At 58.3% G+C, this 14,479-nt stretch carries 18 protein-coding genes; 8 read left to right on the top strand and 10 right to left on the bottom strand.

Annotated elements, in window-relative coordinates; genetic code table 11:
- Window positions 1–65: 65 nt before the first annotated feature.
- From FOY56_RS14735 to FOY56_RS14725, 3 genes are all read left to right on the top strand, one after another.
- On the top strand, window positions 66–305 hold the full coding sequence (locus tag FOY56_RS14735) for a DUF6868 family protein (protein WP_146346622.1): 240 nt from the start codon (window positions 66–68) through the stop codon (window positions 303–305).
- Between the two features lie 96 nt (window positions 306–401).
- On the top strand, window positions 402–716 hold the full coding sequence (locus tag FOY56_RS14730; protein ID WP_146346621.1) for a DUF1244 domain-containing protein: 315 nt from the start codon (window positions 402–404) through the stop codon (window positions 714–716).
- Between the two features lie 110 nt (window positions 717–826).
- Window positions 827–1,624, top strand: a complete 798-nt coding sequence (locus FOY56_RS14725; RefSeq protein ID WP_146346620.1) for a DODA-type extradiol aromatic ring-opening family dioxygenase — start codon at window positions 827–829, stop codon at window positions 1,622–1,624.
- Window positions 1,625–1,658: 34 nt separating this feature from the next.
- On the opposite strand, the gene FOY56_RS14720 is transcribed toward FOY56_RS14725, so the two are convergent.
- From FOY56_RS14720 to FOY56_RS14705, 4 genes are all read right to left on the bottom strand, one after another.
- Window positions 1,659–2,522 (bottom strand): D-amino-acid transaminase, encoded by an 864-nt coding sequence (locus tag FOY56_RS14720; RefSeq protein WP_146346619.1) that lies wholly within the window; start codon window positions 2,520–2,522, stop codon window positions 1,659–1,661.
- A 26-nt stretch (window positions 2,523–2,548) separates the two neighbouring features.
- The gene (gene dgcA / locus FOY56_RS14715) at window positions 2,549–3,514 is read right to left on the bottom strand and encodes an N-acetyl-D-Glu racemase DgcA (protein ID WP_146346618.1); all 966 of its coding nucleotides are present in this window, start codon (window positions 3,512–3,514) and stop codon (window positions 2,549–2,551) included.
- 75 nt (window positions 3,515–3,589) lie between these two features.
- On the bottom strand, window positions 3,590–4,591 hold the full coding sequence (dgcN, locus tag FOY56_RS14710) for an N-acetyltransferase DgcN (protein ID WP_146346617.1): 1,002 nt from the start codon (window positions 4,589–4,591) through the stop codon (window positions 3,590–3,592).
- A gap of 167 nt (window positions 4,592–4,758) precedes the next feature.
- The gene (locus FOY56_RS14705; RefSeq protein WP_146346616.1) at window positions 4,759–5,319 is read right to left on the bottom strand and encodes a hypothetical protein; all 561 of its coding nucleotides are present in this window, start codon (window positions 5,317–5,319) and stop codon (window positions 4,759–4,761) included.
- Window positions 5,320–5,333: 14 nt separating this feature from the next.
- On the opposite strand from FOY56_RS14705, the gene FOY56_RS14700 reads away from it, so the two are divergent.
- Together FOY56_RS14700 and FOY56_RS14695 are read left to right on the top strand one after the other, a co-directional pair.
- A complete protein-coding gene (locus FOY56_RS14700; RefSeq protein WP_146346615.1) occupies window positions 5,334–6,293 on the top strand; it encodes an L-malyl-CoA/beta-methylmalyl-CoA lyase in 960 nt (319 codons plus the stop codon).
- 102 nt (window positions 6,294–6,395) lie between these two features.
- A complete protein-coding gene (locus FOY56_RS14695; protein WP_146346614.1) occupies window positions 6,396–6,998 on the top strand; it encodes a hypothetical protein in 603 nt (200 codons plus the stop codon).
- Window positions 6,999–7,001: 3 nt separating this feature from the next.
- On the opposite strand, the gene FOY56_RS14690 is transcribed toward FOY56_RS14695, so the two are convergent.
- Together FOY56_RS14690 and FOY56_RS14685 are read right to left on the bottom strand one after the other, a co-directional pair.
- Window positions 7,002–7,577, bottom strand: a complete 576-nt coding sequence (locus tag FOY56_RS14690; RefSeq protein ID WP_146346613.1) for a PA14 domain-containing protein — start codon at window positions 7,575–7,577, stop codon at window positions 7,002–7,004.
- Between the two features lie 106 nt (window positions 7,578–7,683).
- A complete protein-coding gene (locus FOY56_RS14685) occupies window positions 7,684–8,136 on the bottom strand; it encodes an Lrp/AsnC family transcriptional regulator (protein WP_146346612.1) in 453 nt (150 codons plus the stop codon).
- Window positions 8,137–8,208: 72 nt separating this feature from the next.
- Here FOY56_RS14685 and FOY56_RS14680 point away from each other — a divergent pair, with 72 nt between their 5' ends.
- Window positions 8,209–8,805, top strand: coding sequence for a LysE family translocator (locus FOY56_RS14680; RefSeq protein WP_146346611.1), 597 nt, complete (start codon window positions 8,209–8,211; stop codon window positions 8,803–8,805).
- On the opposite strand, the gene FOY56_RS14675 is transcribed toward FOY56_RS14680, so the two are convergent.
- The 3 genes from FOY56_RS14675 to FOY56_RS14665 are packed head-to-tail and all read right to left on the bottom strand — an operon-like array spanning window position 8,781 to window position 10,693.
- Window positions 8,781–9,185 (bottom strand): DUF1801 domain-containing protein, encoded by a 405-nt coding sequence (locus FOY56_RS14675; protein WP_146346610.1) that lies wholly within the window; start codon window positions 9,183–9,185, stop codon window positions 8,781–8,783. The genes FOY56_RS14680 and FOY56_RS14675 overlap by 25 nt on opposite strands.
- Entirely contained in the window at window positions 9,175–9,825 is a 651-nt protein-coding gene (locus FOY56_RS14670; protein ID WP_246139495.1) for a GyrI-like domain-containing protein, read from the bottom strand. Before FOY56_RS14670 ends, FOY56_RS14675 begins: the two co-directional genes overlap by 11 nt.
- A gap of 7 nt (window positions 9,826–9,832) precedes the next feature.
- Window positions 9,833–10,693, bottom strand: a complete 861-nt coding sequence (locus FOY56_RS14665) for an AraC family transcriptional regulator (protein ID WP_342779805.1) — start codon at window positions 10,691–10,693, stop codon at window positions 9,833–9,835.
- A gap of 96 nt (window positions 10,694–10,789) precedes the next feature.
- On the opposite strand from FOY56_RS14665, the gene FOY56_RS14660 reads away from it, so the two are divergent.
- The gene (locus FOY56_RS14660; RefSeq protein ID WP_146346609.1) at window positions 10,790–11,752 is read left to right on the top strand and encodes an acetyl-CoA carboxylase carboxyltransferase subunit alpha; all 963 of its coding nucleotides are present in this window, start codon (window positions 10,790–10,792) and stop codon (window positions 11,750–11,752) included.
- A gap of 114 nt (window positions 11,753–11,866) precedes the next feature.
- Here FOY56_RS14660 and FOY56_RS14655 read toward each other — a convergent pair whose 3' ends face one another.
- Entirely contained in the window at window positions 11,867–13,006 is a 1,140-nt protein-coding gene (locus FOY56_RS14655; RefSeq protein WP_146346608.1) for a lytic murein transglycosylase, read from the bottom strand.
- A gap of 215 nt (window positions 13,007–13,221) precedes the next feature.
- Here FOY56_RS14655 and FOY56_RS14650 point away from each other — a divergent pair, with 215 nt between their 5' ends.
- Complete coding sequence (locus FOY56_RS14650) at window positions 13,222–14,475, top strand: parallel beta-helix domain-containing protein (protein WP_146346607.1); 1,254 nt, start codon at window positions 13,222–13,224, stop codon at window positions 14,473–14,475.
- The last annotated feature ends 4 nt before the right edge of the window (window positions 14,476–14,479 follow it).

The raw sequence follows: 14,479 nt of genomic DNA, 5'->3' as shown, positions 1-14,479 counted from the left end.
GCACCAAGCCCCCCGCTCCTTGCATAAAACGTGCAGGTTCCTGATGGTCCCGCGAGGAGAAGCACATGACACAAGAAACGTTGACAACCTTCTTTGGTTGGATGACCGTACTGAATATCGGCTTTCTGGCCTTTACCAGCATCGCGATGGTCACGATGATGGATTGGGTAACCGGCATACACGGCCGCATGTTCCGCATGGAACCGGCAGATGTGCGCGCCGCCTATTTCCGCTATCTTGCCCAGTACAAGGTGATGACGTTCATCTTTGCCCTTGGGCCTTATCTGGCCTTGAGGCTGATGTGACGGCGAAAACGACCCACACAAACCACCGTTTGTTGTAACCATCGCCTGCGATTGCTACGCCTCATACAAAGCACACCCCAACACTCGGAGCCCATCATGGATCAACAGACCGAAATCGAACTTCAAGCCGCCGCCTTCCGCCGCCTGCAAAAGCACCTGATGGAGGATCGGCGTGATGTACAGAACATCGATCTGATGAATCTGGCCGGGTTTTGCCGGAACTGCCTGAGCCGTTGGTATCAGGAAGCCGCCGCTGAGCAAGGCATCGAGATAAGCAAGGACGAGGCGCGCAAAATCTATTACGGCATGCCCTATGACGACTGGAAAACCGCACATCAGACCGAAGCCAGCGCAGACAAACAAGCCGCCTTCGAAGTTGCATTTGACGAAAACGTCACCAAGAAAAGCTAATCTTTTGGTGCAGTGGCGCACAGAATTTGTTCGGCTTATCAACTTCTGTGCTTGAGTTATCAGGACTATGGTGAGCGGGTCACAAACCGTCCAATCCACCGGAGCGCCGTATGCCTGATCGTTTGCCCACCTACTTCATTTCACATGGCGGCGGTCCGTGGCCCTGGCTCCCCAACATGGCAGCGCAACTTAAGCCACTGGCTGCTTCTCTGGCCCGGATCCCGCAAGAGATCGGTCAGACGCCCAAAGCGATCCTGATGATCTCGGGCCATTGGGAAACCAATGACTTTTCGGTCATGACTTCGCCACACCCGCCGATGTTGTACGATTATTACAATTTTCCGCACGAAACGTACGAAATCCAGTACCCGGCCCCGGGCGCACCTGCACTCGCCGGTCGCGTTGCGCAGATGATCGGGGACGCGGGTCTGCCGGTTCAGCAGGACGCTGACCGCGGGTTCGACCACGGCACCTTTGTGCCGATGGCGGTCATGTACCCAAAAGCTGATGTGCCGCTGTTTCAGGTGTCGATGCGGCACAGCTATGATCCGGCCGAACATTTTGCCTTGGGTCAGACGCTGTCTCCGCTTCGCGACGAGGGTGTCCTGATAATCGGATCCGGCCTCAGCTATCATAACCTGCGCGAATTCGGCCCGCAGGCAAAAGCACCGTCGACAGCCTTTGACAACTGGCTCACCCAATCACTGGCTTTGCCCCCGGACCAGCGCACCGAAACGGTGCTCGACTGGGAAAAGGCCCCCAGCGCACGCGATTGTCACGCACAAGAAGATCACCTTGTCCCGCTGTTCGTGGCACTCGGTGCTGCAGAACATGACACAGCCATTCGGGTGTATCACCAGACCGACATTTTCGGTGGCGTCACGGCATCAAGCTACCGGTTCGGGTAACCCCAAGCCGAATTCTGCCAGTCTTGAAGGCGCCTCAGACAGCCGCCTTCAGGCTTTCTTCCAGATAGATTTCGCGCAAGCGCGGCGCGACTTCGCCCGGCGTGCCGGTCCCGATCTGCGCGCCGTCAATCTCGACCACCGGCATCACAAACGTGCTGGCAGACGTGATGAACGCCTCATCGGCATCTTGCGCTTCTTCGATGGTAAAGTTGCGCTCTTCCACTTCCATCTGCGCCTCTTTGGCGAACCGCAGAACCGCAGCGCGGGTAATGCCATGCAGGATGTCGGATGAAAGCGCGCGGGTGATGATCTTGCGACCCTTGACGATATAGGCATTGTTGCTGGTGCCTTCGGTCACGAACCCGTCCTCGACCAGCCAGGCATCGTCTGCACCGGCCTTCTTGGCCATCATCTTGCCCATCGACGGGTACAGCAACTGTACCGTTTTGATGTCGCGCCGACCCCAGCGGATATCCTCGATCGAGATAACCTTGATGCCCTTTTTCGCCGCCGGATTGTCGGCCAGCCCCGGCTTGTTCTGGGTAAACAGCACCAGGGTCGACGGAGTTTCTTCCGGGTCAGGAAAGGCGAAATCGCGGTCACCGGGCGCGCCGCGCGTGACCTGCAGATAGATCATGCCTTCAACAATCCCGTTACGCTCGACCAACTCGCGGTGAATGGCCAGCAATTCGTCCTTGGTGGCCGGCGCGGCCATGTCCAGTTCAGTCAATGACCGTTCCAGCCGAACGGCGTGGCCCTCAAAATCAACCAGCTTGCCGTCCAGAACCGAGGTCACTTCATAAACGCCATCCGCCATCAGGAACCCGCGGTCAAAGATCGAAATCTTTGCGTCTTCCTCGGGCAGGTACTCACCGTTCACGTATACAATGCGGCTCATCTGTCAGTTCCTTGTCTCTGGCCGGGTCATCCCCACAGCGCGGCTGCTGGCGGATGAACGCCCCGGTCGTCAAATGTCAAAGCGTTGGTTCGGTCTTCCGCCAACAAAAGCGGCCCGTCAAGGTCTGTCACGGCCGCACCCTGCGCCAACAGAACAGCCGGCGCCATCGCCAGAGAACTGCCGACCATGCAGCCAACCATGATACCATAACCTTCGGCTTGAGCTGCTGCTTTCAAGGCCAGCGCCTCGGTCAGACCACCGGTCTTGTCCAGCTTGATGTTGATGACATCGTACTTGCCTTTCAGTCCCGGCAGGCTGTCGCGATCATGACAGCTTTCATCGGCACACACCGGAACCGGACGCTCCATCCCCAGCAGGGCGTCATCCTCACCGGCGGGCAAGGGCTGTTCCACCAGATCAACACCCAATCGCACAAGATGCGGCGCCAGATCGGCATATACCTCGGCCGACCATCCTTCGTTTGCGTCAACGATGATCCGCGCCGCGGGCGCGCCCGCCCGCACCGCTTCCAACCGCGGCATGTCGTCGGGTGTGCCCAGTTTGATCTTCAAAAGCGGTCGAAACGCGTTCAATGCCGCCTGCGCCTGCATCGCCTCCGGCGTATCCAGCGACAAGGTATACGCCGTGATTTCTGGCCCCGGTGCGGGCAGCCCGACCAGATCCCAAACCCGCTTGCCTGCGGCCTTGGCCTCAAGATCCCAAAGGGCGCAATCCACGGCATTGCGCGCCGCGCCCGCTGGCAGCAAATCGCGCAGGCTGTCATGATCAAACGCCTCGGGAAGGCCGCTGATCTCGTCGGTCACACTGTCCAGCGTTTCGTCGTAACGGGCATAGGGCACGCATTCGCCCCAGCCGGTGATGCCATCCTGCGTAAGCCGAACCGTCAACACTTTCGCTTCGGTCCGCGAGCCGCGCGAAATCGTAAAGGCCTGCGCCAGTTTGAAAACATCTCGCGTGACTTCGATTTTCACTGCCCTGCCCTTCTTCTCTTTGAAAATACTCCCGCCGGAGGCATCCCAGCCCCCGACAGTCTTGCCGACGCCTGATCAGATAGCGGCCAGCGCATCCACCAGCTTACCTGCACCATACCGGAACGGGTCAGTCGCGGGCAGCCCCATGTCTGCTTCCAGCTTTGCGAGATAGGCTCGTGCGTCGTCATCAGCCAAATTCTGCGTGTTGACCGAAATACCAACGACCTGACACGCGGGGTTTGCGACCCGTGCCAATGGCAGTGCCGTATCCCGCAGGTCTTCCAGCGTCGGCAACGCGTATCCGGGCAGCCCGCGCATATGCGTCCGGGTCGGTTCGTGGCACAGGATCAGCGCATCCGGCTGACCGCCATGCACCAAGGCCATCGTCACCCCGGAAAAGGACACGTGGAACAGCGATCCCTGCCCTTCGATCATATCCCAATGATCCTCGTCATTGTCAGGGGTCAGCCATTCAACGGATCCGGCCATGAAATCGGCAATCACCGCATCCAGCGGAACACCATCGCCGGTGATCAGAATACCGGTCTGGCCCGTGGCGCGGAAGGTCGATTTCATACCACGCGATCGCATTTCGGCGTCCATCGCCAAAGCCGTGTACATTTTGCCGATCGAACAATCGGTTCCGACAGCCAGACACCGTTTGCCCGTGCGCTTGACGCCGTTGGCAATCGGATACTCCACTTCCGGGACGCGAACGTCATGCAGGGCACGGCCCGTTGCTTCTGCCACGGCCACCAGATCGGGTTCCTCGCGCAAAAGGTTGTGCAAGCCGCTGGCAAGGTCAAAGCCTTCTTCCAGCGCCATCACCAGAACCTTTTTCCACTCGGGGCTGATCACGCCACCCCTGTTGGCAACACCGATCACCAGCGTCTTCGCACCGGCAGCCTTTGCCGCCAGCAGGTCCATGTCTTGCAGGCCCAGATCAGCCTTGCAGCCATCCATCCGGTACTGGCCAACCGCGTTCTCGGGGCGCCAGTCCTTGATACCCTGAGCCACTTTGGCGGCCAGTTGGTCAGGCGCATCGCCCAGGAACAACAGATACGGGGTTTCGATCATCGCGCGGCTCTCCTTTTGTTCTCGCGAACTCTAGGAAATTGCAGGAACGAGTGTTTCGCGTTTTTCGTTCTAACGCGCCGCTGCCGTGCAATCTTCTTCGATCAAATCAAACTTTTGTCGAAGAAACTCCAGACCCGCCCGAAAAATGCACACGATTCGAACGGTCCCTATTTCGTCAGCCGACCCTCATACCGTCCGCCACCCCAGTTTACCAAAACGAGCTTTCCGTTGTTGACGACGTAAAGATCATAGCGCGGCTTCGAATAGTCGATACACCGAACACCGTCTTTGTAGAACCTGTACCCCGGCGCTTTCCATGTCTCTGATCCAGCTTTGTAGGCATAGCTTCCATCCGTACGGTACGTTTCGGTGCCACCGTCGTACTTGACCTCCTTTCCTTCCAACGTTTTGGCAAGAAAATCGGCAGTCACACGCTGATCATCGCTGTGCAGGTTCCAGCCATTTTTTGGCGCGGATGACCCGCAAGCCGCTGCCGCTGCCGCTGCCGCCCCAGCCCCCAAACCGACTGAAATCGAGAAAACCAAACAAACCGCCAAACTCTTCATGTCCAATAAGTAATCATCAAAGCAAGCCATGCGGTCAGCCCTTCTGTCAATATAAGCCCCTATTGCACGGCAGAAGAATGCTGCACCTGCATAATTCCGCTTGCGTGGGTTCGCGCAATTTAATACCTCCTGAACCCAGAAAAACGTAATTTCCTTACCCATAGAGGTCATCGCTCATGAGCTTCCGTCTTCAACCTGCCGCCCCGGCCCGCCCCAATCGCTGCCAGTTGTTTGGCCCGGCCTCGAACACCAAGCTCTTTGCCAAGATGGCCGCCTCAGCCGCCGATGTGATCAATATCGACCTCGAAGATTCGGTGGCACCGAGCGACAAGGACATGGCGCGCGCCAATGCAATTGAAGCGATCAACACCGTGGATTGGGGCACCAAAACGCTGAGCGTCCGGATCAACGGGTTGGACACACCGTTCTGGTACCGCGATGTGGTCGATCTGCTGGAACAGGCAGGCGAGCGTCTGGACCAGATCATGATCCCGAAAGTGGGCTGCGCTGGCGACATCTATGCCGTTGACGCTCTGGTCACTGCGATCGAGGCCGCCAAGGGCCGCACCAAACGGATCGATTTCGAAGTGATCATCGAATCCGCTGCCGGTATCGCCCATGTCGAAGAAATCGCCGCCGCCTCGGCCCGCATGGTCGCGATGAGCCTTGGCGCTGCCGATTTTGCCGCGTCGATGGGCATGCAGACCACTGGCATCGGCGGCACGCAGGAAAACTATTACATGCTGCGCGACGGCGTAAAGCACTGGTCCGACCCATGGCACTGGGCACAGGCCGCCATTGTCGCCGCCTGCCGCACCCACGGCGTTCTGCCGGTCGACGGTCCGTTCGGTGATTTCTCGGACGATGAAGGCTTTCGCGCGCAGGCATTGCGCTCGGCGACGCTGGGCATGGTCGGCAAGTGGGCGATCCACCCCAAGCAGATCGCACTGGCCAACGAGGTTTTCACCCCGTCCGAAGCGGCCGTTGCCGAAGCCCGCGAGATTCTGGCCGCCATGGAAACGGCCAAGGCAAACGGCGAAGGCGCAACCGTTTACAAAGGTCGCCTGGTCGATATCGCGTCGATCAAGCAGGCCGAAGTCATTGTGCGCCAGTCTGAACTGATCGCCGGAAGCTGAGTCTTAGAATACCGCTGACATTTCATCGCGGCCTTCGTCGACAGACGAGGGCCGCTTTGTTTACAGGTTTTGCACCTGTCTGAATGAAAATGAGAGCACCTGATGCAAGCCACGCTGTTTCACACCTCGCACAGCCATGTTGACCGGTTTGACCGGATCCGGGATCGGATTGCCCCCGACGCCGTGCTGAACCACCACGTGCGCGAAGACTGGCTTGCGCGGGCGCAAAACGGCATCAGTGCCGATCTGCAGGCGGAAATATGTGAAGAGATCGGCCAAGCAACCGATCCTGCGATGTGCACCTGCACGACAATCGGCCCCATGGCCGAAACGGTTGGTGCTATCCGTGTGGACCGGCCCATGATGTCCCGCGCCGCCGAAATCGGCGCCCCCATCCTCTTCGTGTATTGCCTGGAAAGCACGTTAGGGCCGTCACTGGACCTGCTGAAGCAGGCATTTGCCCCAAATACACCTGATGTCGCGATGCTGAGTCTGGGTCAGGTCTGGCCGTTGTTCGAAAGCGGCAGATCCGACGCGTTCGAACACGCGATTGCTGATCACGTGGAAGACGCGTTGCAGCAACAACAAGTCAAATGCACTGTTCTGGCGCAAGCGTCGATGTCTGGCGCGACCGCGTTGATTCGCAGCCCGACACCAGTGTTGTCGTCGCCTGAACAAGCCTTGCGCGACCTGTTCAGGCGCTAGGCCTTAGCGTCCGAGGGCGCTGTTGGGAACCCAGGCCAAACCCTGACCCTGCTTGCCCCATTTCATCATCAGACAGGCGGTGCCGTATTTCTGGAAGTACTTGATCCGCAGATCATACCAACCGGCCTGCGGAACCTCGACAGTCACACGCTGGTTTGCCTCGCAGCCCTGACGCCCGTCCACACGTCCAACGGACTGACCGCCGATTTGTGCATCAATGCCGTCGTTCGACCAGGTTTCCAATTCATACACACCCGGCGCATCAAAACGGATATAACCACGAATATCGGCTGCGACGTTAAAGTGTTCCTTATGCGTCAGAACAGGGTCGCCTTCGTTGGTGTCGCGATAATCCAACCCACGAAGCGGCTTGCCGGACTTCGCCGAACCCAGCATCGAAATTGCCTGAGACATACTCTGGATTTTCGACGGAGGGTTTCCGCCCCATGCATATTTAACAGACAGCCCGGACTTGATGCCCGACTGTTTGCTTGCCGGCTTGAGTGTCGGTGCCGCCGACGCAGCCGCCGCGGCAAGAATGCCCATGGCTGCAATTGTGCTCAAAACGATAGTCTTCATCAATCGTACCTCTCCGTTTTTTGGCGGCCTGCCGCCGCAAAGAATGCATCCGTCCGAGATAGAAGGTAGGCATCGAATTGACATGCGACAAGCCCGGTTCACGAACTCATGAGCGCAAATCCTTGGGCGACCCCATAACAACATAGGTAATCATCGATGTGACATGCGGAAGTGTGCCAAGAACATCAGTGTGCAGGGTCTTGTATGATTTCAGATCGGCGCATTCGACTCGCAGCAAATATTCGAGGGTTCCGGTGATGTTGTGGCATTCGACCACTTCCGGCGATTTCGCCACGGCCCGTTCGAACCCTTCCTGCACGGCCTTGGTATGTTCGCCCAGCCCGACGCCAATATAGGCAACAAAGCCGACCCCCATGGCCGACGGATCCAGCACAGCACGATAGCCGGTGATGATGCCCTTGCGTTCCAGATCCTGCACGCGACGCAAACAGGCCGAGGGTGACAGCCCGACCCTGTCAGCAAGCTCCAGATTGCTGATCCGTCCATCCTGCGAAAGCTCGCGCAATATGCGCGTGTTGATATCGTCCAAATCGGCCATTTATTGCGTATATTGGATACAGGTGAGTGAAAACGCAATTTCATTTGCTGAGAACCAGTGAATTATGCCGCCATGACTTATGAACTGTTCCTTGCATTGGCCGTGTTTGCCTTCGTCTCGTCGATCACCCCCGGTCCCAACAACCTGATGTTGATGGCCTCGGGCGCAAATTTTGGCTTTCGCCGGACCATTCCGCATATGCTCGGGATCGGGATCGGCTTTACGTTCATGATCGTGATGGTTGGCGCTGGTCTTGTGCAGGTGTTCGATGCGTTTCCCGTCAGTTACATCGTGCTGAAAGTTGCGAGCGTGGCCTATCTGCTGTGGTTGGCGTGGAAAATCGCCAATGCAGCCCCAATCCGGAAACGCGACGCTGGCGGCCACCCGATGAGCTTTCTGCAAGCCGCGTCGTTCCAATGGGTCAATCCCAAGGCCTGGGCGATGGCGTTGACCGCGATCAGCGCCTATGCGCCCGGTCAAACCCTGACAGCGATCCTTCTGGTGGCGATCGTTTTCGGGGCGATCAATCTGCCGTCGGTCAGCACCTGGACGATTTTGGGACAACAACTGGCACGCTGGCTAACCAACCCGCGACGTCTGACGATGTTCAACTGGACAATGGCCACGCTGTTGGTGGCGTCGCTTTACCCGGTGCTGCGTGCCGGGTGACGATGATACGTCAGCGCATTCCGGATCAGGTCGCGGATGGCCGGATCACTGGTTTGGTCCTTGTCTGCGAACAAAACGGCACGGGTGCCCTCAACTTGCCAGGTCGGCCCGGCCATCGCGCAAAAGTCGTGGATCAGCCGGGTCCGACAATGGACATACAGCGCGAATCCCCCGGTCTTGGGCACACCGAGGCGGACGGTCGAGCCCGACTTGGTCTCGGGGGTCAAATAGGCCGGTTGGCCCCAACGCAGTTCCTCAGACACTCGCCCCACACCGGGGGTTTCACTGGCCACGGCAAAGATTTGTTCGCGCAGGGCCAGAAGGCCCGCACGTGCCTGCGGTGGAAAAGCCGCAAAGGCAGCGGCCACGTCATTTTTCATCCCGGGTCCCTTTCACAGGTTGGCGCAGTATCGTCTTCAGGTTTTCCGGCGCAGTTCGGCGTGGATCGCTCAGATAGATTTCGTGATGCGGTCCGTTAAACGTCACCCCAAGCTCTGGCATCAGCCGATCATGCAGGTCGGCCAGTGTGGCAGCTTCGTCCGTATAGGCCCCGATATGTAACGTCTGGAGGGAATCTCCCTCTTCTACCGCTTCAAATCGTACGCGTTTCATCGTGTCGGCGTCGGTCGCAGCGTCCTTCTTTTTGGCCGATTTCGCCAAGCTTGCAGTCAACGCCGCATCAAATACGTCGTGCATCACGTGATCCGGCATCCTGATCATCGCCGTCCACCGCCATTCTGCCCGGTTATTGCGAACAAACGCCGAAGGATCCTTTGCATACCACACGGCTTCCAATGGCGGCACGGTAAAATCCTGCCCTGCCGCCTTGCATATCGCCTTGATCCCATAGGCGACCGGATAGAGTGAGGGCAAAGCCTTGGCGTAATCAGGCCCATTCGGATCGCCCTGTCCGTCAATCATCACAAACTGCATCAGGGGCAGAGCCAGCCGATCCCATCGGCCCTGTTTTCCGGTGTAAAACGCCTTATCCGCCTTCTTGAAATCCAGCTTTTCAGTCACGTCAGCCTCACTTCAGCGGCAGACAAATGTCTGTAATCAGTTCTTCCGGCGCAGAAACAGCCGGGGAGTTTATGTACACTTCATAGCACGGAGCATCGTCTGGGTCCGCGCCGGACTCGGGCAGCCAACTGCAGAACAGATAATCATAAGCGTTGGATAGCCCCGCATACGGCCCAACATATCGCAACCGCGCAACCTTGCCGCCTGCGATTTGGTGGCTGTCCAGATCCTGCGGCGCGTCGACGCCCGGTTTCAGTTCCAACCCGGCCATAGACCTCAAATCTTCAGGCGCGACAGTACCGGGATCATCCAGATACACACCCACCATCCGTTCGATATCGGGCCACAGATTACGAGCGGTCGCAATGGCACCGATCGATTCGAAGGCCTTGCCGATTTCGAGATAAGGCCCCTTGTGCGGCACAACAGCCAATTGGCGGGCCGGTTCCTGTTCAATGGTTACGTCATACATTCTGGTTGGCCTTTCTCGGGTTTGCAGGCCCGGGGCACAGATCGTGCCCTGAGTCCGGAATTTGGCCGGGGTCAGACCAAAGGTCTGGCGAAACACCCGGCCGAAACTTTGAATGGCAGGATACCCGACACGCGCCGCGATTTCAGCGACGGGCCAGTCAGTCTGAACCAGCCAGCAGGCCGCCCGGTTCATCCGGACACGGCGCACCGCTTGGGCGCAGGTTTCACCGGTCATCGCATGAAACACCCGGTGCCAGTGAAACCGGCTCATCGCGGCGACATCTGCCAGCCGGTCAAGCGACAGATCTCCGTCGGGGTTGACGTGGATATAGTCCAGTACCCGCAGCATCCGCTTCTCATAGGTTTCGGCCATATGGGTCCCGCCCTGTTTCGCCATCTTGTCCTCGCATGAATGCCCTGAACAAATCTTGCTGAGTTGCATCTGACCCGCCTGAAGGCCATATAGCCATCAGAATTCGCCGCGAGAGAGCCCATGACCCAGTATCTGGATTTCGAAAAACCCCTGGCCGAAATCGAAGGCAAAGCCGAAGAGCTGCGCGCCATGGCGCGTGCCAACGAAGAAATGGACGTCAGCGACGAGGCGACCACCCTTGACGCCAAAGCCAGCAAGATGCTGGAAGATCTGTACAAAGATCTGACCCCCTGGCGGAAATGCCAGGTGGCGCGTCATCCTGAGCGCCCGCATTGCCGCGACTATATCGACGCATTGTTCTCGGAATACACACCACTTGCCGGGGATCGGAATTTCGCCGACGACCACGCCGTAATGGGCGGTCTGGCACGGCTGAACGACACGCCGGTGATGGTGATCGGGCACGAAAAGGGCGACGATACCAAATCGCGGATCGAACGAAACTTTGGCATGGCCCGCCCCGAAGGATACCGCAAGGCGATCCGTTTGATGCAGATGGCCGACAAGTTCGGCCTGCCAGTGGTCACGTTGGTCGACACCCCCGGCGCCTATCCCGGCAAGGGCGCAGAAGAACGCGGCCAGTCCGAAGCCATCGCACGCGCAACCGAAACCTGCCTGCAGATCAAGGTGCCGCTGATCAGCGTGATCATAGGCGAAGGCGGATCGGGCGGAGCCGTGGCGTTTGCGACCGCCAACAGGATCGCCATGCTGGAGCATTCGATCTATTCCGTGATCAGCCCCGAAGGCTGTGCGTCAATCCTGTGGAAAGATGCCGAAAAGATGCGCGAAGCCGCCGAAGCGCTGCGCCTGACCGCGCAGGATCTGAAAAAGCTGAATGTGGTTGACGACGTCATCCCGGAACCAAGGGGCGGCGCACATCGCGACCGCGACACCACAATTCAGGCTGTCGGCAAAACCATCGAACGAATGCTCAAGTCGTTTGACAATCAAAGCGGCGAAGAACTGGTACACAACCGCCGCCGCAAGTTCCTGGACATGGGATCGCGCGGGTTGGCAGCCTGAAGGTTCTGACCAGAATAAAGACGGTCAGCGACATACCTATGTTCCCATTGTGAAGAGCTGCAATTCACAACGCCTGCATTGAGCAGGCGTTGTGCTTGACCTTTGACCTCGGCCTTACCTGAGCCGCTTGAGCAGTTCGAGCGAAGGGTCGCCTGTCACCGGCAACCCATTGGCCCGTTGATACGAACTGATCGCAGCCTCGCTTTTCGAACCGATCACGCCGTCCGCCCCGCCGGTGTCATACCCGGCGTCGGTCAATCGGGTCTGCAATTCCTTGCGGTCGTTCAGGGTCAGCCCGGTTGAGTCCGGACCGAACTGGGTCTTCAGCGGTCCGCCCCCGGCGATCCGGTCTGACAGGTGGCCGACGCCAATCGCATATTTGTCCGAGTTGTTATAGCGTTTGATCACGCTGAAGTTCTTGAACACCGCGAACTTCGGGCCTGGCGCCTGCGGTTGCAGGATCGCCGAGGGTGTTCCCGAATTGGCTGCGGCCGAGCCGACCTCGCCGCCCCAGGGCTGGCCTTTGACCCAGCCGGATCGGTTCAGATAGGCCGCGGCCGAGGCCAGCGCATCAGCCGGGTTATCTGACCAGATGTCGCGGCGGCCATCGCCTGTGAAATCAACGGCATACAGCTCATAAGACGTCGGGATGAACTGGGTATGCCCCATAGCCCCGGCCCAGCTGCCGGTCATCTTGTCCGGCGTGGTATCGCCGTTTTGCAGGATCTTGAGCGCTGCGATCAGCTGGCTTTCGAAAAACGCGCCACGTCGCCCGTCATAAGCCAGCGTCGACAAGGCCGACATCACTTGTATATCGCCGCGTCGCTGGCCATAACGGCTCTCTAGCCCCCAGATCGCCGTGACAACCTCTTTGGGAACGCCATAGGTTGCTTCGATATTGTTCAGAAGGGATTTGTGTTGCTGCAACATCTGACGACCCGTCGTGATCCGGTCATCCGAGGCCGCAATGGCAAGGTAATCCTCAAGCGTGCGGGTGAATTCGGTCTGGTTCCGGTCGCGTTCGATCACCTCAGGCAGGTACCCTGCTCCCCGGAATGCGCGATCCAGCGTCGACTGGGTTATGCCTTTAGCCAACGCGCGGGATTTGAATGACGCCACCCAGGCGTCATAGCCTGCGTTGGGCACGGTTTTCATGGGCGTCGACGTTGATGCCGACGTTTGCGGGGTGCCGCCACAGGCGGTCAACAGTGTCGCGGCCATACCGAAACACACGGTTCTACGGGTAAAATACATTTTGAACTGCCTCAGGTTTCTTGTCTTTTGTACAAGGTATCTCAAACCCGGTGCCGCTCCAAGCGATCAGGCATCAATGCAGCGATGTTTCGCGGGTTTCATCGCTCAGACCGCCTGGTACCGACCCCACGTCACCCAAGCCGGGGCTTGCCGCGCAAAACGTCCCGCCCCTAAGCTTTCATGTGTAACGGGCCAAAAGCCACAGGGAGACTGACATGAACCGAATGATCTTGTGGGGCTTTGCGCTGATGGCCCTTCCTGCACAGGCTGCAATCATCGACATTTCTCCGGGCCCGGATGCCGAAGAAATGCTTCAAGAAGCTCTGATCCTGGCCGAACCCGGCGATGAGATCGTTTTGGCGGCAGGCACCTACCAGATACGAAATCAGCTGTCGCTGGCCGTAGATGACGTGACCCTGCGCGGGGCCGGGATGGATACGTCGATCCTGAGCTTCAAGGGCCAGACCGGTGGGTCAGAGGGTCTGATCGTGACCGGCGATGGCGCGATCCTCAAGGACTTTGCCGTGGAAGACACCAAGGGCGATGGCATCAAATCGAAAGGCGTCGATGGAATCGCCATGATCCGGGTGCGCGCAGAATGGACCGGCGGGCCTGATCCGGAAAACGGAGCCTATGGGTTGTATCCGGTGCAGTCAAAAAACGTGCTGATCGATGGGGCCGTTGCCATCGCTGCCAGTGATGCGGGTATCTATGTCGGCCAGTCCGAAAACATCATCGTCCGCAACAGCCGGGGCGAATTCAACGTTGCCGGGTTGGAAATCGAGAACAGCAATTACGCCGACGTCCATGACAACCATCTGGAAAATAACACTGGCGGCATCCTGATTTTCGACCTACCCGATCTGCCGCAGAAGAACGGTCACAATGTCCGGGTCTTCGACAACGTGTCGATCAACAACAACACAGGGAATTTTGCCCCAGAAGGCAACATCGTGGCCATTGTTCCCGCAGGCACCGGCATGTTGATCATGGCCACAGCGGACGTCGAAGTGTTTGGAAACCGCTTCGAAAACAATGACACGGTGAACGTGATCTTCGGCTCTTTCGTCGAGGAAACCGACGATGACGACTATATCACTCATCCCCGCCGCGTACACATTCACGACAATACGTTCGGCCCAAGCGGAACCAACCCGGATGACAGTGAATTTGGCAATGTCATTCGCGAGATTGTCGGCGTCCCGGTTCCAAACATCGTCTATGACGGGGTCATGACCCTGACGCAGTATCTGACCTTCGGGATGAAACGAGACGAACGCCATTCGATCCACAGTAACGATCACGGCGGACAAGAACCTTATGCCAATGCCGATTTTATGGGATATTTCGGACTGACTTGGCTGCATGGCGTGACCAACGATCCGACCGAGCACAAAGGCGACCTGCAGCCGTTGCCCCCCGCCCGCGTGGTGATCCGTGGCAAGGACGTCTCAAAAACCGAACTGTAGGAAA

Origin of the sequence: Falsiphaeobacter marinintestinus (genome assembly GCF_007923355.1) — a bacterium.
Taxonomy (GTDB): Bacteria; Pseudomonadota; Alphaproteobacteria; order Rhodobacterales; family Rhodobacteraceae; genus Phaeobacter_A; species Phaeobacter_A marinintestinus.
The sequence above is the reverse complement of the archived record's forward strand: the minus strand, read 5'-3'. Positions and strand labels throughout refer to the sequence as shown.